Origin of the sequence: Rhizobium sp. FKL33, assembly GCF_005222915.1 — a bacterium.
Lineage (GTDB): Bacteria > Pseudomonadota > Alphaproteobacteria > Rhizobiales > Rhizobiaceae > Rhizobium_E.
The window spans coordinates 80,948-102,646 of the sequence record NZ_STFX01000004.1 but is presented as its reverse complement, the minus strand read 5'-3'; the positions used below and the strand labels follow the sequence as shown (position 1 = coordinate 102,646).

Annotated in this window: 25 protein-coding genes; 7 read left to right on the top strand and 18 right to left on the bottom strand. The window is 62.8% G+C overall.

The genetic code is table 11. From position 1 onward, the window contains the following. Positions 1 to 213 precede the first annotated feature (213 nt). On the top strand, positions 214 to 459 hold the full coding sequence (locus E8Q41_RS02505) for a hypothetical protein (protein ID WP_137153931.1): 246 nt from the start codon (positions 214 to 216) through the stop codon (positions 457 to 459). Here the strand turns inward: E8Q41_RS02505 and E8Q41_RS02500 are convergent, their stop codons facing one another. The 9 genes from E8Q41_RS02500 to E8Q41_RS02460 all read right to left on the bottom strand — a co-directional run bounded on the left by E8Q41_RS02500 (position 460) and on the right by E8Q41_RS02460 (position 7,432). Beyond that, complete coding sequence (locus tag E8Q41_RS02500; protein WP_137153930.1) at positions 460 to 849, bottom strand: response regulator; 390 nt, start codon at positions 847 to 849, stop codon at positions 460 to 462. Positions 850 to 938: 89 nt separating this feature from the next. After that, entirely contained in the window at positions 939 to 1,958 is a 1,020-nt protein-coding gene (locus E8Q41_RS02495) for an aldose epimerase family protein (RefSeq protein ID WP_137153929.1), read from the bottom strand. A gap of 113 nt (positions 1,959 to 2,071) precedes the next feature. Then, entirely contained in the window at positions 2,072 to 2,953 is an 882-nt protein-coding gene (locus tag E8Q41_RS02490; RefSeq protein WP_137153928.1) for a 3-hydroxybutyryl-CoA dehydrogenase, read from the bottom strand. Positions 2,954 to 3,119: 166 nt separating this feature from the next. Continuing rightward, on the bottom strand, positions 3,120 to 4,049 hold the full coding sequence (locus tag E8Q41_RS02485; RefSeq protein WP_137153927.1) for an electron transfer flavoprotein subunit alpha/FixB family protein: 930 nt from the start codon (positions 4,047 to 4,049) through the stop codon (positions 3,120 to 3,122). Between the two features lie 21 nt (positions 4,050 to 4,070). Continuing rightward, on the bottom strand, positions 4,071 to 4,820 hold the full coding sequence (locus E8Q41_RS02480; RefSeq protein ID WP_137153926.1) for an electron transfer flavoprotein subunit beta/FixA family protein: 750 nt from the start codon (positions 4,818 to 4,820) through the stop codon (positions 4,071 to 4,073). A 200-nt stretch (positions 4,821 to 5,020) separates the two neighbouring features. Then, the gene (locus E8Q41_RS02475; protein ID WP_137153925.1) at positions 5,021 to 5,788 is read right to left on the bottom strand and encodes a rhomboid family intramembrane serine protease; all 768 of its coding nucleotides are present in this window, start codon (positions 5,786 to 5,788) and stop codon (positions 5,021 to 5,023) included. A 15-nt stretch (positions 5,789 to 5,803) separates the two neighbouring features. Further along, a complete protein-coding gene (locus tag E8Q41_RS02470; protein ID WP_137153924.1) occupies positions 5,804 to 6,382 on the bottom strand; it encodes a cob(I)yrinic acid a,c-diamide adenosyltransferase in 579 nt (192 codons plus the stop codon). Between the two features lies 1 nt (position 6,383). Further along, positions 6,384 to 6,584, bottom strand: a complete 201-nt coding sequence (locus E8Q41_RS02465; protein ID WP_137153923.1) for a twin transmembrane helix small protein — start codon at positions 6,582 to 6,584, stop codon at positions 6,384 to 6,386. Between the two features lie 14 nt (positions 6,585 to 6,598). Then, on the bottom strand, positions 6,599 to 7,432 hold the full coding sequence (locus tag E8Q41_RS02460) for an SDR family oxidoreductase (protein WP_137153922.1): 834 nt from the start codon (positions 7,430 to 7,432) through the stop codon (positions 6,599 to 6,601). A gap of 78 nt (positions 7,433 to 7,510) precedes the next feature. On the opposite strand from E8Q41_RS02460, the gene E8Q41_RS02455 reads away from it, so the two are divergent. After that, the gene (locus E8Q41_RS02455) at positions 7,511 to 8,410 is read left to right on the top strand and encodes a YihY/virulence factor BrkB family protein (RefSeq protein WP_137153921.1); all 900 of its coding nucleotides are present in this window, start codon (positions 7,511 to 7,513) and stop codon (positions 8,408 to 8,410) included. Here the strand turns inward: E8Q41_RS02455 and gluQRS are convergent. From gluQRS to E8Q41_RS02440, 3 genes are read right to left on the bottom strand one after another with little or no spacing between them, the layout of a single operon-like run. Then, positions 8,381 to 9,247, bottom strand: coding sequence for a tRNA glutamyl-Q(34) synthetase GluQRS (gene gluQRS, locus E8Q41_RS02450; RefSeq protein ID WP_137153920.1), 867 nt, complete (start codon positions 9,245 to 9,247; stop codon positions 8,381 to 8,383). The genes E8Q41_RS02455 and gluQRS overlap by 30 nt on opposite strands. A 3-nt stretch (positions 9,248 to 9,250) precedes the next feature. Next, positions 9,251 to 10,138 carry an EamA family transporter gene (locus tag E8Q41_RS02445; protein ID WP_137153919.1) on the bottom strand — a complete coding sequence of 296 codons (888 nt, stop codon included), beginning with the start codon at positions 10,136 to 10,138 and terminating at the stop codon, positions 9,251 to 9,253. Between the two features lie 23 nt (positions 10,139 to 10,161). After that, complete coding sequence (locus E8Q41_RS02440; protein ID WP_170976335.1) at positions 10,162 to 10,938, bottom strand: DUF3108 domain-containing protein; 777 nt, start codon at positions 10,936 to 10,938, stop codon at positions 10,162 to 10,164. Positions 10,939 to 11,178: 240 nt separating this feature from the next. On the opposite strand from E8Q41_RS02440, the gene rpmB reads away from it, so the two are divergent. Together rpmB and E8Q41_RS02430 are read left to right on the top strand one after the other, a co-directional pair. Then, positions 11,179 to 11,463 carry a 50S ribosomal protein L28 gene (gene rpmB, locus E8Q41_RS02435; protein ID WP_137153917.1) on the top strand — a complete coding sequence of 95 codons (285 nt, stop codon included), beginning with the start codon at positions 11,179 to 11,181 and terminating at the stop codon, positions 11,461 to 11,463. 117 nt (positions 11,464 to 11,580) lie between these two features. After that, positions 11,581 to 12,219, top strand: coding sequence for a VUT family protein (locus tag E8Q41_RS02430; protein WP_137153916.1), 639 nt, complete (start codon positions 11,581 to 11,583; stop codon positions 12,217 to 12,219). Positions 12,220 to 12,432: 213 nt separating this feature from the next. Here the strand turns inward: E8Q41_RS02430 and E8Q41_RS02425 are convergent, their stop codons facing one another. The 4 genes from E8Q41_RS02425 to E8Q41_RS02410 all read right to left on the bottom strand — a co-directional run bounded on the left by E8Q41_RS02425 (position 12,433) and on the right by E8Q41_RS02410 (position 15,597). Beyond that, positions 12,433 to 13,224, bottom strand: coding sequence for an ABC transporter permease subunit (locus tag E8Q41_RS02425; RefSeq protein ID WP_137153915.1), 792 nt, complete (start codon positions 13,222 to 13,224; stop codon positions 12,433 to 12,435). After that, positions 13,221 to 13,952: an ABC transporter permease subunit gene (locus E8Q41_RS02420; RefSeq protein WP_137153914.1), complete on the bottom strand. Its 732-nt coding sequence runs from the start codon at positions 13,950 to 13,952 to the stop codon at positions 13,221 to 13,223. Before E8Q41_RS02420 ends, E8Q41_RS02425 begins: the two co-directional genes overlap by 4 nt. A 63-nt stretch (positions 13,953 to 14,015) precedes the next feature. Further along, positions 14,016 to 14,798, bottom strand: a complete 783-nt coding sequence (locus tag E8Q41_RS02415) for a transporter substrate-binding domain-containing protein (protein WP_137153913.1) — start codon at positions 14,796 to 14,798, stop codon at positions 14,016 to 14,018. Positions 14,799 to 14,823: 25 nt separating this feature from the next. After that, on the bottom strand, positions 14,824 to 15,597 hold the full coding sequence (locus E8Q41_RS02410; RefSeq protein WP_137153912.1) for an ABC transporter ATP-binding protein: 774 nt from the start codon (positions 15,595 to 15,597) through the stop codon (positions 14,824 to 14,826). A 200-nt stretch (positions 15,598 to 15,797) separates the two neighbouring features. Between E8Q41_RS02410 and E8Q41_RS02405 the strand changes: the two genes are divergently transcribed. Genes E8Q41_RS02405 through E8Q41_RS02395 form a run of 3 tightly spaced genes read left to right on the top strand, consistent with a single transcriptional unit; the run spans position 15,798 to position 18,520 of the window. After that, the gene (locus tag E8Q41_RS02405) at positions 15,798 to 16,673 is read left to right on the top strand and encodes an arginine deiminase family protein (RefSeq protein ID WP_137153911.1); all 876 of its coding nucleotides are present in this window, start codon (positions 15,798 to 15,800) and stop codon (positions 16,671 to 16,673) included. Between the two features lies 1 nt (position 16,674). Beyond that, a complete protein-coding gene (locus tag E8Q41_RS02400; protein ID WP_137153910.1) occupies positions 16,675 to 17,328 on the top strand; it encodes a TetR family transcriptional regulator C-terminal domain-containing protein in 654 nt (217 codons plus the stop codon). A 4-nt stretch (positions 17,329 to 17,332) separates the two neighbouring features. Further along, entirely contained in the window at positions 17,333 to 18,520 is a 1,188-nt protein-coding gene (locus tag E8Q41_RS02395; protein WP_137153909.1) for a pyridoxal phosphate-dependent aminotransferase, read from the top strand. 80 nt (positions 18,521 to 18,600) lie between these two features. Here the strand turns inward: E8Q41_RS02395 and E8Q41_RS02390 are convergent, their stop codons facing one another. Next, on the bottom strand, positions 18,601 to 20,142 hold the full coding sequence (locus E8Q41_RS02390) for an aldehyde dehydrogenase family protein (RefSeq protein WP_137153908.1): 1,542 nt from the start codon (positions 20,140 to 20,142) through the stop codon (positions 18,601 to 18,603). A gap of 37 nt (positions 20,143 to 20,179) precedes the next feature. Beyond that, positions 20,180 to 21,463, bottom strand: coding sequence for an FAD-binding oxidoreductase (locus tag E8Q41_RS02385; protein WP_137153907.1), 1,284 nt, complete (start codon positions 21,461 to 21,463; stop codon positions 20,180 to 20,182). Between the last annotated feature and the right edge of the window lie 236 nt (positions 21,464 to 21,699).

Here is a 21,699-nt window from a genome sequence, read left to right as displayed (position 1 = left end):
ATGTTTGGGCGCGGTCAGCAAATATTCCTTGATTGGATTTCAGGTCACGACCCTTCCGGCCTTGGCCCCACCACTTCCAAAGCCCAACCGTCTCACATTTTTTTAGGAAAATTGCGGATGGCCGGAACTTTACTGCGTCCCCGCGCATTGCATGAAATCGCCAGGCCGGGGCGTCGGCCGGGTCAGGTTCACGCGCTGGGAAAGGGAGACCGGATGATACGTCCGCCGCGCGCAGAGGGTCCCTACACGGACCGTGATCTCGATTGTCAGGAAGCGCTGGAAGCGTTGTTTCTCGATCTCGCGCTGAAGGCCGATACGGCCTTTCTCGATCTCAAGCCGATCCGCTTGCGTCTGGTCGAAGACGGACTTGCCGCCGGCTGGGAACAGCAGGATCTCGATCCCGCCATCGAGGAACTGGTGCGTTGCTACGCGATGAAGGTGCCGCCCGTAAAGAGCTGATCAGCTGGGGCGCGCCAGAATATCTTTCTTCATCCGGTGCAGTTCGTTGACGATATTCTCCATCGGCGCGGGCTTCTCGATGCGCACGATGTCCTTGAAGCGATCGGGCGCGTCGAGGTCCGAATAGCCGGTGACGAAGATGAACGGCACGCCGCGATCGGCGAGCGCCTCGGCCACATGAAAAGACGGACCCTGGCCGAGATTGACGTCGACCACGGCGAAAGTCGGCGACATGGTCTGCATCATCCGCATCGCATCCTGCTCGTTGGCGGCGGGGCCGAACACGACGGCGCCGGCGGTGATCAGCGTGCGTTGCGTATCCACCGCAACGAAATAATTGTCTTCGACGACGAGAACGGCGCAGCCGTCCAGCGCAAGCGGTGTGGTCATGGCGATGTTCCCGAAAACTCCCTTCGCTAAACCGGTAGGGAGCGCTTGAGTTCCATCGCCCGACGAGAATTTACATCCGCCGCTGCGCCTCAGCCGGCGTGGGAAAAGACGTAGTCGGTCTCCTGCCGCAACACCACGCCCGGCCGCAGCACGGCGTTGGGAAAGCCCTTCTGGTTGATGGCGTCCGGCCAGATCTGCGTTTCCAGGCACATCCCTGCAAAGGGGCCATAGCGACGGCCTTCGAGGCCCGGGACGGGCACGTCCATCTTGAAGCCGGCATAGACCTGCACGCCGGGCTCGGTCGTCAGCACATCCATGGCGACGCCGGACGCCTTGCTTGCCAGCCGCGCCACAAGACGCTTGTCCGTGCGCTCCGGCGATAGGCAGAAATTATGGTCGAGCAGCAACTGCTCGCCATTGTCGTCGCGCCGCACCACGGAAGCCGGTTCGCGGAAATCGAAGAGCGTTCCGGTGACGTCGCGTGGTCCGCCAACCGGGATCTGCTCCTCATCGGTCGGCAGATAGGCGTCGGCCTTGATCATCAACTCATGTTCGTCGGTCGTGGACAGGCCGTCGAGATTGAAATAGCTGTGCTGGCAGATATTGGCGATGGTCGGCCGGTCGGTGCGGCTTTCATAGAGCACGTTCAACACGCCGTCTCCGCTCAGCCTGTAGGTGCAGGTCACGCTGCAATTGCCGGGATAGCCGGCGCGACCATCGGGATCGACGATGGACAGTCGGACGAAATCGTCTCCTGCCTCTTCCAGCGTCCAGTTGCTGACGCCGATGCCGTCAGATCCGCCGTGGAGATGGGTGATCGCTTGCTCGTTGCTTTCGAGCTGGTGTTGCTGGCCGTCCAGCGTGAAACGGCCCTTGGCGATGCGATTGGCGTTGCGCCCGGGCGTCGCGCCGAAATAGGGCGAATGGGAGAGATAGGGCTCCATGGTTTCGAAGCCGAGCGCCAGCGGCGGCGCATGTCCCTCAAGCCGAAGGTCCTGAATGACCGCGCCCCAGGTCAGCACCTTGGCGGTCAGGCCGCCGCCGGTCAGGGTGATGCGCGCAACCTTCGCGCCGCTCGCGTCGACGCCGAAATCTTCCACCTTGGCCATATGTCCCCCTTTGCGCAGTCTGATGGCGCGGGAAATTGTATGATTTTATGTCCGGGCGCAACAAAAAACGGCCGACGAGAGCCGGCCGTTCGAAGAGGCGCGAGGGTCGCGGTTCAGCGGGTCGGAACCGGCACTTCGCCGCGATAATCGTAGAAACCGCGGCCGGATTTGCGACCGAGCCAGCCGGCTTCGACATATTTCACCAACAGCGGGCAGGGGCGATATTTGCTGTCGGCCAGACCGTCATGCAGCACCTGCATGATCGACAGGCAGGTGTCGAGGCCGATGAAATCGGCGAGCTGCAGCGGGCCCATTGGATGGTTGGCCCCGAGCTTCATCGCCGTGTCGATGGCGTCCACCGTGCCCACGCCTTCATAAAGCGTGTAGATGGCTTCGTTGATCATCGGCAGCAGGATGCGATTGACGATGAAGGCCGGGAAATCCTCGGCGACGGTGATTTCTTTTTCGAGGCTGGTCACGAAGGCGCGTGCGGATTTGAAGGTCGCCTCGTCGGTCGCGATGCCGCGCACCAGTTCCACCAGCTTCATCACCGGCACCGGATTCATGAAATGGATGCCCATGAACTTTTCCGGCCGGTCCGACGCCGAGGCCAGACGGGTGATCGACAGCGACGAGGTGTTGGTGGCCAGGATCGCATCCGGCTTCAGAACCGGACAGACGGAAGAGTAGATCTTGCGCTTGACGGATTCGTCCTCCGTCGCGGCCTCGATCACGATGTCGGCGGATGCAAGGTCGTTGAGATCGGCCGAGCCGGAGATCCGCGCCAGCGACGCTTTCCGCTGCTCTTCGCTCATCTTGCCGTTCGCCACCTGGCGGGCGAGATTGCCGTTGATGGTGGCGAGCCCTGCCTCGATACGGTCAGGCGACAGGTCGTAGATCTGCACCTGGTAGCCGGAAGCTGCCGACACCTGCGCGATGCCGCAGCCCATCTGGCCAGCCCCGATGACGCCTACAGACTTGATTTCACTGCCCATTGTCCTGTCCGTTTCCGCTTTTTATGAAGTCTTGTCTATCCCTTGGGCGCCCGGCCCATAAACATCATAATGGCCGGCGCTGCTTTCGCAAGCCCGGCCATTTTGATACTTCCCTTATGATCTTCGCGCCAGCTTTTTTTGCAGGTGCGAAGAAAGGGTTCTGGGATCAGAGCGCCTTTTCGAGTTCCGGCAGAATCTCGAAAATGTCGCCCACCAGGCCGTAATCGGCCACCTGGAAAATCGGCGCTTCCTCGTCCTTGTTGATGGCGACGATGATCTTGGAGTCCTTCATGCCGGCGAGATGCTGGATGGCGCCGGAAATGCCGCAGGCGATATAGAGCTGGGGCGCGACCACCTTGCCGGTCTGGCCCACCTGCCAGTCGTTCGGCGCGTAGCCGGCGTCGACGGCGGCGCGACTTGCGCCCACGGCGGCGCCGAGCTTGTCGGCCACCGGCAGGATCACTTCACGGAACTTCTCGGCCGAACCCACGGCGCGGCCGCCCGAGACGATGATCTTGGCCGAGGTCAGCTCCGGACGATCAGACGACGACAGCGCGTCGGCGACATGGCTGGAAAGACCCGGATTGCCGGCGCCGGCCACGGCTTCGATCGCGGCGGAACCGCCGTCGGAAGCTGCCGCGAAGCCGGCGGTGCGGACCGTGATCACCTTTTTAGTGTCGGTCGACTGCACGGTCTGGATGGCGTTGCCGGCATAGATCGGGCGCTTGAACGTGTCGGCGGACACCACTTCGATGATTTCCGACACCTGGGCGACGTCGAGGAGCGCTGCGACGCGCGGCGAGACGTTCTTGCCCGTCGCGGTGGCGGCGGCGAGGATCACGTCATAGGCCGGAGCCAGCGACACGATCAGGGCTGCGAGCGGCTCGGCCAGCTGATGGGCGTAGTCGTCGCCGTCAGCCGTCAGCACCTTGGCGACGCCTGCGAGCTTGGCGGCCTGTTCGGCCACGGAGGACACGCCTTTGCCTGCGGCCAGCACATGCACGTCGCCGCCGATCTGGGCGGCCGCCGTCAGCGCCTTGGCGGTCTGGTCGGAAAGAGTGGAATTGTCGTGATCGGCGAGAAGAAGAATAGCCATCTGTCTTGTCCCTTTCCTGAATTAGAGAACGCCGGCTTCGGTTTTCAGCTTTTCGACCAGCTCAGCGACGGTCTTGACCTTGACGCCGGCTTTGCGGCCGCCCGGCTCTTCGGTCTTGACGACCTTCAGGCGCGGGGCGATGTCGACGCCGAAATCGGCCGGGCTCTTCTTGTCGAGCGGCTTCTTCTTGGCCTTCATGATGTTGGGCAGCGAGGCGTAGCGCGGCTCGTTGAGGCGGAGATCCGAGGTCACCACCGCCGGCAGCTTGACATTGATGGTCTGCAGGCCGCCGTCGACTTCGCGGGTGATGTCGGCGGAGCCGTCCTTGATTTCGACCTTGGAGGCGAAGGTGGCCTGCGGCCAGCCGAGCAGGGCCGACAGCATCTGGCCTGTCTGGTTGGAATCGTCGTCGATCGCCTGCTTGCCGACGATCACCAGACCAGGCTGTTCGGCTTCCGCCACGCCCTTGACGATCTTGGCGACGGCGAGCGGCTCGACCTCAGCGTCGGTCTCGACCAGGATGGCGCGGTCAGCGCCCATGGCGAGCGCGGTGCGCAGGGTTTCCTCGGCCTTTGCCGGACCCACGGACACGACGACGACTTCGCTCGCCTTGCCGGCTTCCTTGAGACGCAGCGCTTCCTCGACGGAAATTTCGTCGAAGGGATTCATCGACATCTTCACATTGGCGAGTTCGACGCCCGAACCATCGGCTTTCACCCGGATCTTGACGTTGTAATCGACCACGCGCTTGACGGTCACAAGGATTTTCATGGGTTCCCTTCCTGTTCAGCTCTGCTGGCGAAAATGCGCCATCTTCGCCCGGTTCATTTGTCTATCGGCGTCAGTTTCCAGCACGATTCTGCCATTCGAAAGACGGAATATGCTGACAGTCCTCCCGAAATAGATGTCGCAATGGGAATATAGGCGGCCTGAGGGACCGTCAACATCGGGTTGGTCTGGCCCAATCGATTTTATCCGCGACCCCAGCGCGGCGTGTCGTCATTTCCGGCGGTCTCTTCTTTTTGCGTCAATTCCACGCCCGCCGGCTTGACGATCTGCCTGTCGAGCAGCGGCGTCTCCCGCCGTTTCAACAGGGGCGTCAGAGCGAGGCCGGCGATGATTCCCCCGACATGCGCCGCCCAGGACACAGAGCCGTCGGCGTCGACCAGAAGCATGTAGAATTGCTGGCCGATCCAGAAGATCAGCGGAATGAAGGCCGGCAGCGGCAGCGGGAAGCGCCAGAGAATCAGCACCCAGACCCGGACGCGCGGATGCAGGAAGAAATAGGAGGCGACGACGCCGGAGATCGCCCCTGAGGCGCCGATCAGCGGCCCGTCCGATTGCGGCAGCACCATCCCGTGCAGCCAGGCGCCGGCGGCGGCGCAGAGGAGGTAGAAGAGGATGAAGCGCACATGCCCCATGGCGTCCTCGACATTGTCCCCGAACACCCAGAGAAACAGCATATTGCTGGCCAGATGCATGAAGGAGCCATGCAGGAAGGCATAGGTAATGTAGGTCGCGCCCTCAGGCGCGATCTTGAGTTCGGTGTCGAGCACCGCATAGTCGTGGATGAGCGCCGGGATGAAGCCGAGACCGAGCGAGGCGCCGGCGGCGAAATCCTCGGTGGCGAAAAAACCGGTCGCGAGCCACACGATGGTGTTGAGGGCGATCAGACCCAGCGTCACATATTGCAGGCGGATATGTTTGAGCGCATTGACGTCATAGATTGGAACGAACATGCGCCTGATCAGCCCTTACCTGTTTTTGCCGGGAACCCAGAGAATATCGTCGCGCCCGTCATGATTGGCGTGCCGCGAGGCGACGAACAGGTAATCCGACAGGCGGTTCACATATTTCAGCGCTTCCGCGTTGACGATCTCCTGCTGGCCATCGCGCAGCGCCACCATCACCCGCTCCGCCCGCCGCGCAATGGTGCGGGCGAGATGCAGATGCGCCGCGAGCGCCGATCCGCCGGGCAGGATGAAGGAATTCAACGGCTCGAGCTTGTCGTTCAGCCGGTCGATCTCGCCTTCCAGCCAGGCCACCTGAGCCGGCAGGATGCGCAGCGGCTCCCAGGCGAGAGGTTCGCCGGTCTCCGGCGTGGCGAGATCCGCGCCGAGATCGAAGAGATCGTTCTGGATGCGGCGCAGGGCCGTGGCGAGTTCAGCCCTTTCGCCACAATGGAGAATGGCCAGCCCGATGGCGGAATTGGCCTCGTCGATCGCGCCGAAGGCTTCGATGCGCAGGTCGGATTTCAGCCGGCGCGGGCCGATCGCCAGCCCGGTCGTTCCGTCGTCGCCGGTGCGGGTATAGATCTTGTTGAGCTTCACCATGTCAGGAGCGACCGCCTCCGGTCAGCCACAGCGTCAGCATGATCAGCGCGACCGCGATCGCCTGCAGCACGATGCGCAACTGCATCAGCTTGTTGGATGTGTTGCCGCTGCCGCCCACCATCATGTTGTAGAGGCCGCGTCCGAGTACGACCACGACGAGGAACATGATGACGATGGCCGCGAAATAGGTGACTGTGCCCATCGAAAAATCCAATCTCAACCCAGCCGGGCCAGCAGTCTGTAAAGCAGCCCCGCCGGCAGAAGCCGTTTCAGCAGAACGCCCTGCCTGGCCGGTCGTGTGATGACATAATGCGGCTTCGGCCGCGGCGACGTCAAGGCGTGGCGCAATTCCCGATAGACGGCGTCGGGGCCGAGTTTGCCCTTCATGCCGGTTCGCTCGCCTCTCAGGCGCGCCAACTGCCTCTCATATTCCTTACGATGGACGGACCCTTCGAGATCAATATTGGCCTCGACATGGGATAGCGCATTCGCGGTGAAACGCGATTCGATCGGCCCGGGCTCCAGCAGCGAGACATGCACGCCTGAACCGTAAAGCTCCATCGCCATGGTGAGCGACAGCGCCTCCAGCGCATGTTTCGAGGCGTTGTAAGCGCCGCGCCAGGGATAGGGAATGAGGCCGAGGATCGACGAGCATTGTACGATTCGTCCATGGCCCTGCTGCCGCATGACGGGGATCACCCGCCGGGTCAGATCGTGCCAGCCGAAGAAATTCGCGTCGAATTGTCGCCTCAGCACGTCCGTCGTCAGATCCTCGACCGCGCCCGGCTGCCCATAGGCGCCGTTGTTGAACAGGGCGTCGAGCGTTCCACCGGTTCGCGCCAACACTTCGCCCACCAAGGCGTCGATTGTCTCGACTTGCGTGTAATCCATCAGAAAGGTCTCGATGCCATCGGCTTCGAGGCTCGCGCGATCTTCTTCTCTCCGGACGGTCGCAAAGACCCGCCATCCCTCGGCTTTCAGGGCGCGGGCGCAATAGGCGCCGATGCCGCTCGATGCGCCCGTGACGATGATGCTCGGCTTCTCGGTCATTTCGACGCTTTTCCTGTACAAAGGAACAAAGCCTTCCCATATTCCCTTTGAGCCCAGGAGAAAAGACGTGGAGATGGAATGCCGGCAGCCATAAGATTGGCCTGGAAAGTGGGTTTCGACGCCTTCTGGCATTTCAGCGAGGATGACGGCTGGGCGATGGCCAGTCACGTGGCCTTGTCGGCGCTGCTCGCGATTTTCCCGTTTCTGATTTTCGGAACGACGCTCGCCTCCTTTCTCGGAGCCGATGAATTCTCCGAAACCGCCGTGCATCTGATCTTCGACAATCTCCCGGCCCTGATCGCCGGCCCGATCTCCAAGGAGGTCGTGCAGGTGCTGACCATTCCGCGCGGCGGATTGTTGACGATCTCGGTGCTCGCCGCCTTCTACTTCGCCTCCAATGGCGTGGAGGCGCTGCGCATTTCCATGAACCGCGCTTATCGCGTCTATGATCCCAGGCGCTGGTACATCACCCGCATGATCAGCCTCGGCTATGTGCTGGCGGCGGTGATGGCGCTAGTTCTGCTCTCGGCATTCCTCGTGGCCGCGCCGCTCGCCGTGCATTTCGCCGGACGGTACATCCCGATCGCTTCAGATCTGATGACGCTGATCGACAATTGGAGCGTATGGGGCGCGCTTGCGACGATCCTGATCGTGCTCTTCGTCGCCCATCTCTTCCTGCCGGCCGGCAAGCGCAGCTTTCTCGACGTGCTGCCCGGCATCGTCCTGACGATCATCGCCTGGTATGCGGCGGCCAAGGTGTTCGGCTATTATCTCTCCACCTTCGCCAATTACGCCGCCACCTATGCCGGCCTGGCCTCGATCATGATCGCGCTGGTGTTTCTCTATATGCTCGGCGTGATCCTGATGCTGGGCGCTGAGATCAACGCGGCGCTGATGAAATATCGCGTCCGTCGGCTGATCAAGCGCAGCATCAGCGGTTCTCCAACCTCAGAGCCCGATCCGGCGTCGGATATCTGAGGGCGTCTCGCCCGCCTGCCTGAGCGACCTGAGCCCTGTCGACTGCAGGCTTTTCGACAGTTTCTGACCGCCCTCGTCGAGGAGCAGCCGATGATGCAGATAGGTCGGCTGGGGCAGATCGAGCAGGCGCTGCAACAGTCTGTGAACCGGCGTCGACCAATAGATATCCCGGCCGCGCACCACATGCGTCACGCCCTGAAGCGCGTCGTCCACCACCACCGAGAGATGATAGCTCGACGGCGCATCCCAGCGCCAGAGCGCCACGTCGCCCCAGCGAGCAGGATTGGCCGGGATGCGTTCGGGCGCGGCATCCCCGGTCTCGAGCCAATGCAGCGTCTCCGATCCCAGACGCTGCAGAGCCCGGTCCATATTGAGCCGCCAGAGATGCCGCTCCCCGGCTTTAAGGCGCGACGCGGCGAGCGCCGAATCGAGTTCTCGCTCTTCGGTCGGATAAAGCGGCGTGCCGTCGGGATCGCGCGGCCAGTTATCGCCTTGCTCTTCCACCTCCGCAACCCGGCGCTTGACCTCGGCGCGGGACAGGAAGGCGGGATAGACGAGTCCCATGCCGCGCAATGTCTCCAAAGCGTTGCGATAGACGTCGACATGCTCGGATTGCCGGCGAACCGGTTCTTCCCAGTTGAGCCCCAGCCAGCGCATGTCCTCGAAGATCTGCGCTTCGAATTCCGGCCGGCAGCGCTGCGGGTCGATATCCTCGATGCGAAGCAGAAACCGGCCGCTCGTGTCACGCGCCATGTCGTGATTGAGGATCGCCGACAGCGCATGGCCGAGATGCAGCTCTCCGTTCGGACTGGGCGCGAAGCGGAAGACCGGCGTCATGTCTCAAGCCGGCTGCTTCTTGCCGAGCAGCGATCCCGACACGGCGATCAGCGCCCCGCCGGTCACCAGCAGGCAGGCGATCAAAATTCGCCAGGACGGTTCGGTGAAGCCGGCGACGATCAGCACGAGGGTGGAAAGCACAGGCGCCGAATAGCTGGCGACCCCGAGGATCTGGATATTGCCCTTCTTCACCCCGTAATCCCAGGTGTAGAAGGCGGCGCCGACCGGCAGGAGCCCGAGGCCGACGACCGCCAGCCATTCCGTCGCCGTCTCCGGCCAGACCGTGGTTTCAAGCGCCAGATGGCAGACGAGCGACAGGAGCGACGTCGCGAGGCAGAAGCCGGTCACCACGTCGGTCGGCGCCGAGCCGAATTTGCGGCTGATCAGCGAATAGCCCGACCAGAAGAAGGCGCAGGCGAGCGCTGCGCCATAGCCGATCATCAATTGCCCTTCGCTGAAACTGGCGGCTCCATCCGTCGACCGCGCCGAAACGATCAGAACGGCGCCGGCCAGTCCTGCGAGCGCGCCGAGGATATGGACCGCCTTCAGCTTTTCGCCCGGCAGCATGGCCGAGCCGAGCACGATGAACAGCGGCCAGAGATAGGCGATCATGCTGGCGTCGGCGGCCGGAGCGTTGCGCAGCGCGGTGAAGTAGAGAAAGTGATAGCCGAACAGGCCGACTATGCCGAGAATCCACACCGGCGTAGGCTGGCGCAGTAATTTCATCCGCTCCGGCTTGACCGCAAACAGGATAAGCCCGGGCAAAGCGCCGATGGCGAAGCAGACGGCGTTCATCTGAAAGGGCGGCATCTTGCCCGAGGCGGCGGTCATCAGCGCCAGCAGCGACCACATCAGAATGGCGGAAAAACCGATCAGCGTGGCGCGCGTCATTGAGAAGCCCCCGGAAGCGGCCGCTATCCTTCGAAACGCGTGGCGGTGATGCTGATCACCCCATATTTCGTCGGCACGGCGAGATAGACAGGCGCATATACATCGAGCTTGGCCGATTTCGCAAACCAGATCTCGATATTGTCGAGCCGCTTGACGTAATCGATATCCTTGCTCCTGCGACGATGGCCGGACACCGGCTCGTAGCGGATCGAGCAGACGGTCACCTCGCCATCATATCCCGTCGCGCTGAACTTGTCGGTCCGTTTGGGCGCGAGCCTGAGATTCATCCGGGCCTCTCCATCGAACACGCCGACCATGGCGCGGCAGGGATCGCCCGCCGCGGGGACGATGAGCGCGGTCACCGGGTCGGTCACGTTGCGCAGGTCTTCCGGCCGTGTCGGCACCCAGTTCTTGCGCTTGCTGTAATCGGGCTTCGGCGTGATCGTCGAAGAGGTCACCTGATCATGCAGAAAGCGCGTCTGGAAGGATCGCGAACGACGGCCATAGTCATAATGGAAGGAGAAATCGCGCGGCCGCCAGCTCTTGCGTCCGGCAAGCCCGTCGACCTTGATTTCGGCTTTGGTGTCGGTGATGAAGCGGGCGAGCCCCGTGGTCCTGAGCGCGGCGGAGACCTCGTAGCGCGTGTCGCGCAGCGTCGTGGTGAATTCGGCCCGTGCGATCGGCAGGCCAGACAGCGCGATGCTGAATTCGGCCTTGTTGACGGGGTCGTCGGCGCGCGCGGCGGATGCGCCCGTGGCGATCAGAGCGGAGACGAGGAGCGGGAGAAGACGATTCTGCATGGCGGCCACGATCATTTGCGAGACTGATTAGGCGGTCAATGTGGTTTTTCTGCGCTGGCCGCAAGGTGAAGCGCCAGGCGCTCCGAGTCGAGATTTTTGCCTCTTTCGCTTGCTTTGGCTTGACAGGGCCGCGCCATCTCTCTATGGAACCGCAACTTCCAAAACAGGCCGGCGGCGTGCGGGCCCGACTATCGGGCCGGAAAGTCATGTCGTAGGGCTCGAAAAAGAATAGGTGATATCATGTCCCGTTGTTGCGAATTGACCGGCAAGGCCGTCCAGTCGGGAAACAATGTTAGCCATGCGAACAACAAGACCAAGCGCCGGTTCCTGCCGAACCTGTGCAGCGTCACGCTGATCTCCGACGCGCTCGGCCAGCGTTTCCGTCTTCGCGTGTCCGCCGCCGCTCTGCGTTCGGTCGAACATCGCGGTGGTCTCGATGCGTTCCTCGCCAAGGCTGACGAAGGCGAACTGTCCGTTCGCGCCCGCCTGCTGAAGCGCCAGATCGCCAAGAAGGCTGCTGCCTGATTTCAGGCTGCGCATGCATGAGATGAGGGCTTGAACGGCGTCGTTCAGGCCTTTTCTCTTTGTGCTTTATCGACCCAGATCCGTCCTCCAACTGGTGGCATCACCCAGGATAAAAAAATGCAGGCTCAACGCTATACGACTATCTATGTGCTCCTGATGACCCTCGTGGTCGTCGCCTCCAATATTCTCGTCCAGTATCCGCTGAGCGGGACGCTTCTTGGCGTCAATCTCGCCGACTTGCTGACCTGGGGCGCTTTCACCTATCCGGTGGCCTTCCTCATTACCGATCTGACCAATCGCCAGTTCGGGCCGAAATACGCCCGTCTCGTGGTGATTGCCGGTTTCGTGGTCGGCGTCACGCTGTCCTGGTGGTTCTCGGCCCCGCGCATCGCCATCGCCTCTGGCGTAGCCTTCTTCTGCGGCCAGATGCTGGATATCAGCGTGTTCAACCGTCTTCGCCGCATGTCCTGGTGGCGCGCGCCACTGATGGCGTCGTTGTTCGGCTCGGTGCTCGACACCGCCCTGTTCTTCAGCCTGTCCTTTGCGGCCTTCTTCTCCTTCCTCGGCCCCAATGACGACTTCGCACTGGGCGTCGCGCCGATTTTCGGGGTGATGACGACGGAGGCGCCGCGCTGGATTTCCTGGGCGCTGGGCGACCTCACGGTGAAGATGCTGGTGGCGCTCATCATGCTCTTGCCCTATGGCGCGCTGATGAGCATTCTGAAGCCGATGCCGTCGCTGGAAAAGACGGCCTGACGACAAAAACATGGGACGCCTGACAATGGCGTCCGCCGCCTGACCCATTCGGTCAAGGCTTTCGCCGATGGCTTGGCAGTCGGTGCGTCTCCCCTCCGATGCGGGGTTCGGAAGGGTCGAGACGCCCACTCGGCGAAAGCCCGAACTCCCTCTCCCGGTTCGCCGGGAGAGGGAGGTTACTCCCCAGATTTTCAAATAAACTTGTGACGTCCCTCAGCCCTTGACCGGGATCTTGTTCTCGAAATAGCGGAACGTCACGACCAGAAGCCCGGTCAGGCAGACGTAAATAGCCGCAAGCAGCAAAAGCGGCTCGTAGGTGAGGTAAGTCTCCTGCCGCACTTTCGAAATCACGCCATAGACATCGATGACCGTGATCGTCGCCACGAGCGGCGTCGATTTCAGCTGCAGCACCGTCTCGCCTGAGAGCGTCGGCAGCGCCCGCTGCACGGCGCGCGGCAGCCAGATGCGGCGGAAGAGCGTGAACGGGCTCATGCCATAGGCCTTGGCCGCCTCGATCTCGCCCTTGGGCACGCCGGCAAAGGCGCCGCGCATCACCTCGCCTTCATAGGCGGCAAAGGAGATCATCAGCGCGGTGAATCCATAAGGCCAGCCCTGTCTGAGATAGGTCCAGAGGAAGGATTGGCGGATTTCCGGATACTGCGCGAAAAGCGATCCCAATCCATAATACAGCAACCAGAGTTGCAGCAGCAGCGGCGTGCCGCGGATGATTCCGCAGAAGCCGGAGGCGAGCCAGCGGATCGGCACCGGTCCCGACACTTGCGCGATGCCCAGCAGGATGGCGAAGAAGAAGCCGACGATCGCCGAGGAAAACAGCATTGCAAGCGAGCGCAGGATGCCTTGACCGAGCAGGGGAATATAGCGCGGCAGCCAATCCCAGCGCATCAGCAGCGCCGCCGATGCGATCAGGGCGACGAACAACGCCGCCATGACGATGCGATGCGGCATCCAGAAACCCGGCTTTGCCATTGGTGTCGCAGCATTCATGACGGCCTCGCAATGCCGCGGCGGAAATGCGCGTCGAGCGCCTTGATGATCAGGCCGGAGACGATGCTGAGCGCCAGATAAAGCGCGCCGGCGGCGAGGAAGAAGGTCATATAGGCCTTGGTGGCGCCGGCCGCCTGCCGTGTGGCGAGCGTGAGTTCGGTGAAGCCGACCACGGCCAGCAGCGCGGTGTCCTTGGTGGCGATCATCCAGAGATTGCCGAGCCCCGGCAGCGCATAGGGCAGCATGGCCGGCAGGATGATGCGGCGGAAGATCAGGATTGGTCCCATGCCATAGGCGCGGGCCGCCTCGATCTGTCCGGGCGGAATGGATTTGATCGCCCCACGGATCACTTCGGTCGAATAGGCCCCCTGCACGAAGCCGATCACCACGATGCCGGCGACCAGTCCGTTGATGTCTATGGGATCGTGGCCAAACGCGGTGAGCGCCTGGTTCACGAGATCTGTCCCGGCGTAATAGAGCAGCAGGATCAGGATGAGCTCGGGAATGGCCCGCACCAGCGTCGTATAGACTTCCATCAGGTCGCGGGTCACGAGCCCGCCATAGAGCTTGCCGGAGGCGCCGAGCGCGCCGATCAGCACGCCGAGTCCGAAGCCGCCGATGGCGATTTCAATCGAGACGAGAAAGCCGTCGAGCAGCACGCCGCCCCAGCCGGGCGGCTCCAGCGACAGCATGCCGAGATTGGAGAGGGATATCAGCGCGTCAAACATCGAAATCGCAATCGCCGCCGGAAGGAAAAGCGGCGCGACGGTCAGCCGTCGCGCCGGTGGCGATCAATCGCCGTAGATGTTGAAGTCGAAATACTTCTTGGAGAAGGCGTCGTAGGCGCCATTGGCGCGGATGGCCTTGATGGCGGCGTTCAGCTTGTCCTTGAGCGCGGTGTCTTCCTTGCGCACGCCCATGCCCACGCCGGGGCCGAGGATTTCGAGGTCGGCGGCGACATCGCCCTTGTAGTCGCAGCAGGCGGCGCCGGCTTCAGACTTCAGGAAGGCGTCGAGCGCGATGGCGTCGGCCTGGACGGCGTCGACGCGGCCGGCCGCGAGATCCTGATTGGCTTCGTCCTGGGTCTGGTATTCCTTGATTTCGGCGGCGGTCGAGGCGAAGTGCTTCTTCACATAGTCCGCATGCACGGTCGAGACCTGCACGCCGATGATCTTGCCGGACAGGCCTTCGGCGGTCGGCTTGAAGCTGTCTTCCTTGCGGCCGATGATTCCGGTGGGCGTGTTGTAATATTTGTCGGTGAAGTCGATCGTTTTCAGGCGCTCGTTGGTGATCGACATCGAGGCGATGATCACGTCGATCTTCTTCGAGGTGAGCGCCGGGATGATGCCGTCCCAGGAGACCGGCGTGATGACGCAATCGAGCTTGGCTTCCTTGCAGACGGCTTCCTGAAGCTCGACTTCCCAGCCGACGAATTTGCCGGAAGCGTCCATCGAGGTGAAGGGCGGATAGGGCTCGGTGATGAAGCCGATCTTCACGCTTTCCGCCGAGGCCGCTGCGGCGCCGCCCAGAACGACCGCCAGCGCCAGCGCTGCGGTTTTCAATGCCTTGATCATGAGGTTCCCCTGTTTTCTGTTGTGATCAGTGGATGGAGCTGATGAATTTCCGGAGACGGTCCGATTTCGGCGCGCCGAAGACCTGATCCGGCGGGCCCTGCTCCTCGATGAGCCCGTTGTGAAGAAAGACGACATGGTTCGCCACGTTGCGGGCGAAATTCATCTCATGCGTGACGAGCAGCATGGTGCGATTTTCCTTGGCCAGATCGCCGATGACGGCGAGCACTTCGCCCACCAGTTCCGGGTCGAGCGCCGAGGTCGGCTCGTCGAATAGCAGGGCGAGCGGATCGACGGCGAGGGCGCGGGCGATCGCCGCGCGCTGCTGTTGGCCGCCGGACATGAAGGCGGGATAGATGTCGCGCTTTTCATAAAGGCCCACCCGCTTCAAGATCGTCTCGGCCTTGGCGATCGCTTCGTCACGCTTCAGGCCCAGCACATGCACGGGAACTTCGATCACATTCTGCATGACCGTCATATGCTGCCAGAGATTGAAACTCTGGAACACCATGGCGAGCCGTGACCGGATCCGCTGCACCTGCTTGCGATTGGCGGGCTGCAGGTTGCCCTGTCCGTCGCGTTTCAGGGCGATTTCCTCGCCGTGAATGCGGATGGATCCGGCGCTCGGCAGTTCGAGCATGTTGATGCAGCGCAGGAATGTCGATTTGCCGGAGCCGCTGCCGCCGATGATGGCGATCACGTCGCCCTGGCTGGCAGAGATCGAAACTCCCTTGAGCACTTCGAGCGGGCCGAATTTTTTGTGTAGATCGTGAACCTCGATGGCTTTCGCCGTCTCTGTCATGAATACCGCCAAACATGGGCGTGGAGCCGCCCATTCGTGATGTTTTTTGTTCCCCAGTCTTATCATTCACCGGTGCGGTCACTGGCCTCCGCCCGGCCGTTCAGAAAAGTAAATCACTTGTTTTGCAATTATTCAAGTGTATAATCCAATTATCTTGCAGGGCAGCAATTCCGCTTACGTCCCCGATCTCGGAGTTTTCCATGAGCGCCTATGGTTCCCAGGCGATGTCCACCTCTCTTGCCCGCGTCCTGATGCGACGCCCCGGCAAGAGCCTTCTCGCTGCGGATCCGCAGGAATGGCATTACGGTCCGACCTTCGATGCGCCCAAGGCGATAGAGCAGTATCAGGCCTTTGCGCGTCTCGTCGAACAATCCGGCGCCGAAATCCTCTGGCTGGAAGACGAGGGCGACGGCCTTGCCGATTCGATGTTCACCCAGGACCCGTCTTTCGTCACCGACAAGGGCGCCGTCATCCTGCGCATGGGCAAGCCGCTGCGCCGCCAGGAGGCTGATCTGCACGAGGCGGCCTACCGGGCTGCCGGAATCCCTATTCTCGGTCGTCTCGAAGCGCCGGGCACGGTGGAAAGCGGCGATTGCGTCTGGCTCGACAAGCAGACGCTCTGCATCGGCCGCGGCGTGCGCTCCAATCAGGCCGGCATTGATCAGCTTCAGACGATTCTCGCGCCGCTCGGCGTCACCGTGCTCGGCTTCGACCTGCCGCTCTGGCAGGGTGAAGAAGCCTGCCTGCATCTGATGAGCGTGATCTCGCCGCTCGCCGAAGATCTGGCGCTCGTGCATGCGCCGCTTCTGCCGGCGAGCTTCTATCTGCTGCTCAAAGAGCGCGGCATCCGCATGATCGTCGCGCCGCCGGAAGAATTCGCCGACAGCAACGGCCTCAATCTCAACGTCCTGCCGACCTCGCCCTACAAGGTGATCATGATCGACGGCTTTCCCAAGACCAAAGCCGCCATGGAGGCCGCCGGTTGCGAGGTCCAGACCTTTGAGGCCGATGCGCTCTGCATCGCCTGCGAAGGCGGCCCGACCTGCCTCACGCGGCCGATCCTGAGAAGGGACTGAGATGACGCGACGCAGCTTTCATCATGAAAGCGAGGATGCGCGGCGGCAGGCTCTGGTGGCCGCCACGCTCGAGTGCATCGTCGATTTCGGCCTGCAGGGCGCGACGGTACGTCAGATCGCCGATCGCGCCGGGGTGACAGCCGGCCTGATCCGGCACTATTTCGCCGGCAAGGACAATCTCTTCCAGGCCGCCTATCGCGAAGTGGTCGAGACCATGTTCGACACGGCCCAGCGCTCGGCCGACGAACATCAGGGCGATCCGCTCGCGCGTCTCTCCGTCTTCGTGCTCGCCAATTTCAAGCCGCCGGTCATAGACCAGCGCATGCTGGCGCTCTGGGCCACCTTCATCGCCCAGACCGGCGTCGATCCGGCGCTGGCCGGCATTCATCGCGAGGGCTATATCTCCTATCGCGAGACGATCGAACATCTCGTCAAGGACGCGATGGAGGCCGCTGGCAAGGCCTCGACCCCCGAGGATCGCCGCGCCCAGGCCATCGCCATCAACGGCGTCATCGACGGTCTCTGGCTCGAAGGCTGCATGGCCGCCGACATGTTTTCCGACGGCGAACTCGGGCGCATCGCGCTTCTCGCCGTCGAGCGTCTGACCGGGCTGACACTGCCCATCGAAGATCCGCATTTTCTTAAAAAGGACTGACATCATGCGCTACGCCTCCATCACCGAAAGGCTCGACGGGCTCGGCTCCGGCAAATGGGCGCTGCACATCGCCGCCCGGCAGATGGCGCATGACGGCGTCGACGTGATCCAGCTGACCATCGGCGAACCCGATCTGCCGCCGGATCGCGCACTGCTCGATGAATGCGCCCGCGCCATGTATGCCGGCCGCACCCGCTATTCCAATGGTCGTGGCGAGCCGGGCGTCGTGGCGGCGCTGGTCGAGAAATATCGCAAGCGTCGCGACGATGTCACCTCCGCCAATGTTCTCTGCTTCCCTGGCACGCAGACGGCGTTGTTCACCGTCATGCTCGGCCTCGTCGAAAAAGGCGATGTCGTACTGACAGGCGATCCGCTGTACGCCACCTATGAAGGCGTCGTCGCCTCGACCGGCGCGCGGCTCGCCACCGTGCCGCTTCGCGCCGAACAGTGCTTCCATCTCCAGGCCGCCGATCTCGAAAAGACAATCACGCCCAACACCCGCGTGCTGCTGCTCAACAATCCGCACAATCCCTCGGGCGCGGTGCTCAGCCCGCGTGAAGTCGCCGAGATTGGCGAAGTCTGCCGCAAGCATGATCTCTGGATCGTCTGCGACGAAGTCTATGAAGAGCTGATCTTCGACAAGGCCTTCGCCTCGCCCTTCGACGATCCCGAGCTTGCCGACCGGGTCATCGTCGTCTCCTCGATTTCCAAGTCGCATGCCGCGCCGGGCTTCCGCTCCGGCTGGGCCATCGGTCCGGCGGAATTCTGCGAGCGGCTGCTGCCGGTGTCCGAGACCATGCTGTTCGGCGTTCAGCCGTTCATTTCCGACATGACGGCCATGGCGCTCAGCCAGGATTTCGACACCGCCGCGGTGATGCGCGACAATTACTGGCGCCGCGCCAATATCGCCCGCGAGGCGCTGGAAGGCTCGAACGCCATCGCGCCGCTGATGCCCGAAGGCGGCATGTTCATCCTGCTCGACGTCTCCGCGACCGGCCTGTCGGGCGAGGATTTCGCCTGGAAGCTGCTGAAGGACAAGCATGTCGCTGTCATGCCGGGCAATTCCTTCGGCGTTCAGGCGCGCAATTTCCTGCGCCTGTCGCTCACCGTTCCGGATGAGGATCTGAAGATCGCCATGCACAGGATCGCCACGCTCGGCGAGGAACTGCTGCCGGCCGCCAAACGCGCCTGATCCGTCGGCCAATAGCCCCATGAAAAAGCCCTTTCCGGCGCCGCCGGAAAGGGCTTTTTCTTATTCACGGTCCGGACGTCTTATTCGACGTCGAACTTCACGCCCTGGGCGAGCGGCAGGGTGCGGCCGTAGTTGATGGTGTTGGTCGCACGCCGCATATAGGCCTTCCAGGAGTCGGAGCCGGATTCGCGGCCGCCGCCGGTTTCCTTCTCGCCGCCGAATGCGCCGCCGATCTCTGCGCCCGAGGGGCCGATATTGACGTTTGCGATGCCACAATCCGAGCCTCGCGCCGAGAGAAACGCTTCCGCTTCGCGCAGGTCATTGGTGAAGATCGACGAGGACAAGCCCTGCGGCACGGCGTTGTGCAATTCAAGCGTGGCGTCGAAATCGGAATATTTCATCACATAGAGAATGGGCGCGAAGGTCTCGTGCTCCACCGGGCCGCATTGCGACGGCATTTCCACCAGCGCCGGGCGAACGTAATAGGCGTTGTCGCCTTCGGTTTCGAGCACACGGCCGCCGCCATGCACGGTTCCGCCATTGGCTTTCGCGGCGTCGAGCGAGGACTGCATCGCCTGATAGGCGCGGGCGTCGATCAGCGGGCCGATCAGAGTGCCTGTCTTGAGCGGATTGCCGATCTGCACCGAGCCATAGGCTTTGATCAGACGCGGCACCAGCGCGTCATAGACGCTGTCATGCACGAAGAGACGGCGCAGCGTGGTGCAGCGCTGGCCGGCGGTGCCCATGGCGGCAAACGCGATGCCGCGCAGCGCCAGATCGAGATCGGCCGAAGGGCAGATGATCGCGGCATTGTTGCCGCCGAGCTCGAGGATCGAGCGGCCGAAGCGGGCGGCGACGCGCGGACCCACCTGGCGGCCCATCGCGGTCGAGCCGGTGGCGGACACGAGCGCCACTTTCTTATGATCGACCAGTGTCTCGCCGATGGCGCGGCCGCCGATCAAGAGCTGCGACAGGCCTTCGGGCGCGGCGTAGCCGGCTTCGACATAACGGGCGATGGCGCGGTCGAGAATGGCGTGGGTGGCGATCGCCGTCAGCGGGGTTTTTTCCGACGGCTTCCACAGGACGGAATTGCCGCAAACCAGCGCTAGCGCCGCGTTCCACGACCAGACGGCGACGGGGAAGTTGAAGGCTGAGATAATGCCCGTGACGCCCAGGGGATGCCAGGTTTCCATCATGCGATGGTCACCGCGTTCGGTGGCGATGGTCAGGCCGTAGAGTTGGCGGGAGAGACCGACGGCGAAATCGCAGATGTCGATCATTTCCTGCACTTCGCCCAGGCCTTCCGAGGTGATCTTGCCGACTTCGATCGACACGAGGTGGCCGAGCGCATCCTTGTGGGCGCGGAGTTCTTCGCCGAGCAGGCGCACGAGTTCGCCGCGCTTGGGAGCCGGGATGTTGCGCCAGGCGAGGAAGGCGGCATGCGCGCGATCGATGGCGGCGTCGGTCGCCGCCGCATCGTCTTCAGCGACAGTGGCGATCTCTTTGCCAGTGACCGGCGAGAAGACTTTGAGCGAGCCGCCGGTGAGGCGCGAGGCGGGAACGCCGAGCGACGCCATCAGCTGGGCGGTTTCGCTGGCGAGGTCGAGAGTGGAGAGGGTCATGATCGTCTTCCGAAGGTTGGAGGGCGTTGAATGTTGATCAGAGACGGTGTTCGGCGAAATGCGCCACCTGGGCGCCCGCCTCATACCAGGCTTCCTTGATGGGACGAAGGCTCGGCGCGCGCGGATCGGTGACCGGCAGCGGCAGATCCTGTTCCGTCATGTCGCCGAGAATCAGTTGCGAGAGAACCTTGCCGAACACGGTGCCGGGAGCAATGCCGCGGCCGTTATAGCCGGAAAAACCCACGACATTGTCGGCGAAACGATGGAAACGGGGCAGGGCGTTGTCGGTCATGCCGATCTGGCCATACCATTCGCTTTCGAAATCCACCTCGCCCAGTTGCGGGAAGAGCTTGGAGAGCGCCCGCCGCGCCCAGTTCTTGTGCACGGTCTGGCCGCCATTGCGCAGCGCGCCGACGCTGCCGAACACCATGCGTCCCGCTCGGTCCATGCGGAAGGAGGACAGGATTTCCTTGGTGTCCCAGCAGCCCTCGCGGTTGGGCAGGATCTCTTTCAGAAGATCGGCCGACAACGGCGCCGTGGCGAGGTTGAAATAGGGCAGGTGGATCTGCTCATAGCGCACCTGCTCCCAGGGGCCGGTGCTATAGGCGTCGGTGGCGACGATGATCCAGTCGGCGGTGACCGACCCTTGCGCGGTCGAGACTTTCCAGCGCGATCCCTGCCGTTCGGTCGCGATGACCGGGCTGTCGCCGCAAAGCCGTGCGCCGGCGGCCAGAGCGGCCCGGGCGAGGCCGCGCACATAAGCGAGCGGCTGCAGCGTGCCGGCCCGCATGTCGAGAAGCGCGCCGCGATAGGCGGATGCGCCGATGCGGCGGGCTGTCTCTTCGGCTGAAAGCAGGCTCACCGGCGCCCCGCGCCGCGCCCATTGTTCGCAGCGCGCCTCGATCTCCTTCAGACCCTCGTCGCCCACAGCGCAATGCAGCGTGCCCTGACGCTCCAGTTCGCAGGCGATGGCATGCTTGTCGATCAGCTCCATCACCAGCCGCGGGCCGTTGCCGAGCAGGTCCAGCAGTCGCTCGCCATGCAGATCGCCGAGAACGCCCGGCAGGTCGTCGGGCATCACCCACATGCCGGCATTGATCAGGCCGACATTGCGGCCAGCGCCGCCATAGCCCGGCTCGCGCGCTTCGAGCACGATAACCGACGTCCCGCGTTCGGCGAGATGTAGCGCCGCCGAAATGCCGGTGAACCCGCCGCCGACAATGACGACATCAGCCTGGGCGTCGCCTGACAGGGCAGGCGTGGATGCTGGCGAAGGGGCGGTCTTTTCCCATAGACCGTGCGAGCGGGGATCGTTGAGCATGGCTGCCTCTGATGTGTGCGGATCGGCCCTAGACCTGTGGTCTTAAATGGTCGACGCCATCCTGAATATCCTTATTTTTGCATGAGTTCATTCCAAAACGGAATGATATGGAAATCCTCAGCCATCGGAATTTTGACGCATTGGCAGCGTTAATCCCGGCGAAAAGAATTTCCTGTATTTCAACGGGGCGCCGCGCTATAGGCCCGCACTCGGCGCGTCCGACCGCATGACCGACG

Excerpts from the sequence above, each read along its gene's own strand:
- E8Q41_RS02505 (WP_137153931.1), top strand. The coding sequence starts at position 214 with ATGATACGTCCGCCGCGCGCAGAGGGTCCCTACACGGACCGTGATCTC.
- E8Q41_RS02500 (WP_137153930.1), bottom strand. The coding sequence starts at position 849 with ATGACCACACCGCTTGCGCTGGACGGCTGCGCCGTTCTCGTCGTCGAA.
- E8Q41_RS02495 (WP_137153929.1), bottom strand. The coding sequence starts at position 1,958 with ATGGCCAAGGTGGAAGATTTCGGCGTCGACGCGAGCGGCGCGAAGGTT.
- E8Q41_RS02490 (WP_137153928.1), bottom strand. The coding sequence starts at position 2,953 with ATGGGCAGTGAAATCAAGTCTGTAGGCGTCATCGGGGCTGGCCAGATG.
- E8Q41_RS02485 (WP_137153927.1), bottom strand. The coding sequence starts at position 4,049 with ATGGCTATTCTTCTTCTCGCCGATCACGACAATTCCACTCTTTCCGAC.
- E8Q41_RS02480 (WP_137153926.1), bottom strand. The coding sequence starts at position 4,820 with ATGAAAATCCTTGTGACCGTCAAGCGCGTGGTCGATTACAACGTCAAG.
- E8Q41_RS02475 (WP_137153925.1), bottom strand. The coding sequence starts at position 5,788 with ATGTTCGTTCCAATCTATGACGTCAATGCGCTCAAACATATCCGCCTG.
- E8Q41_RS02470 (WP_137153924.1), bottom strand. The coding sequence starts at position 6,382 with ATGGTGAAGCTCAACAAGATCTATACCCGCACCGGCGACGACGGAACG.
- E8Q41_RS02465 (WP_137153923.1), bottom strand. The coding sequence starts at position 6,584 with ATGGGCACAGTCACCTATTTCGCGGCCATCGTCATCATGTTCCTCGTC.
- E8Q41_RS02460 (WP_137153922.1), bottom strand. The coding sequence starts at position 7,432 with ATGACCGAGAAGCCGAGCATCATCGTCACGGGCGCATCGAGCGGCATC.
- E8Q41_RS02455 (WP_137153921.1), top strand. The coding sequence starts at position 7,511 with ATGCCGGCAGCCATAAGATTGGCCTGGAAAGTGGGTTTCGACGCCTTC.
- gluQRS (WP_137153920.1), bottom strand. The coding sequence starts at position 9,247 with ATGACGCCGGTCTTCCGCTTCGCGCCCAGTCCGAACGGAGAGCTGCAT.
- E8Q41_RS02445 (WP_137153919.1), bottom strand. The coding sequence starts at position 10,138 with ATGACGCGCGCCACGCTGATCGGTTTTTCCGCCATTCTGATGTGGTCG.
- E8Q41_RS02440 (WP_170976335.1), bottom strand. The coding sequence starts at position 10,938 with ATGCAGAATCGTCTTCTCCCGCTCCTCGTCTCCGCTCTGATCGCCACG.
- rpmB (WP_137153917.1), top strand. The coding sequence starts at position 11,179 with ATGTCCCGTTGTTGCGAATTGACCGGCAAGGCCGTCCAGTCGGGAAAC.
- E8Q41_RS02430 (WP_137153916.1), top strand. The coding sequence starts at position 11,581 with ATGCAGGCTCAACGCTATACGACTATCTATGTGCTCCTGATGACCCTC.
- E8Q41_RS02425 (WP_137153915.1), bottom strand. The coding sequence starts at position 13,224 with ATGAATGCTGCGACACCAATGGCAAAGCCGGGTTTCTGGATGCCGCAT.
- E8Q41_RS02420 (WP_137153914.1), bottom strand. The coding sequence starts at position 13,952 with ATGTTTGACGCGCTGATATCCCTCTCCAATCTCGGCATGCTGTCGCTG.
- E8Q41_RS02415 (WP_137153913.1), bottom strand. The coding sequence starts at position 14,798 with ATGATCAAGGCATTGAAAACCGCAGCGCTGGCGCTGGCGGTCGTTCTG.
- E8Q41_RS02410 (WP_137153912.1), bottom strand. The coding sequence starts at position 15,597 with ATGACAGAGACGGCGAAAGCCATCGAGGTTCACGATCTACACAAAAAA.
- E8Q41_RS02405 (WP_137153911.1), top strand. The coding sequence starts at position 15,798 with ATGAGCGCCTATGGTTCCCAGGCGATGTCCACCTCTCTTGCCCGCGTC.
- E8Q41_RS02400 (WP_137153910.1), top strand. The coding sequence starts at position 16,675 with ATGACGCGACGCAGCTTTCATCATGAAAGCGAGGATGCGCGGCGGCAG.
- E8Q41_RS02395 (WP_137153909.1), top strand. The coding sequence starts at position 17,333 with ATGCGCTACGCCTCCATCACCGAAAGGCTCGACGGGCTCGGCTCCGGC.
- E8Q41_RS02390 (WP_137153908.1), bottom strand. The coding sequence starts at position 20,142 with ATGACCCTCTCCACTCTCGACCTCGCCAGCGAAACCGCCCAGCTGATG.
- E8Q41_RS02385 (WP_137153907.1), bottom strand. The coding sequence starts at position 21,463 with ATGCTCAACGATCCCCGCTCGCACGGTCTATGGGAAAAGACCGCCCCT.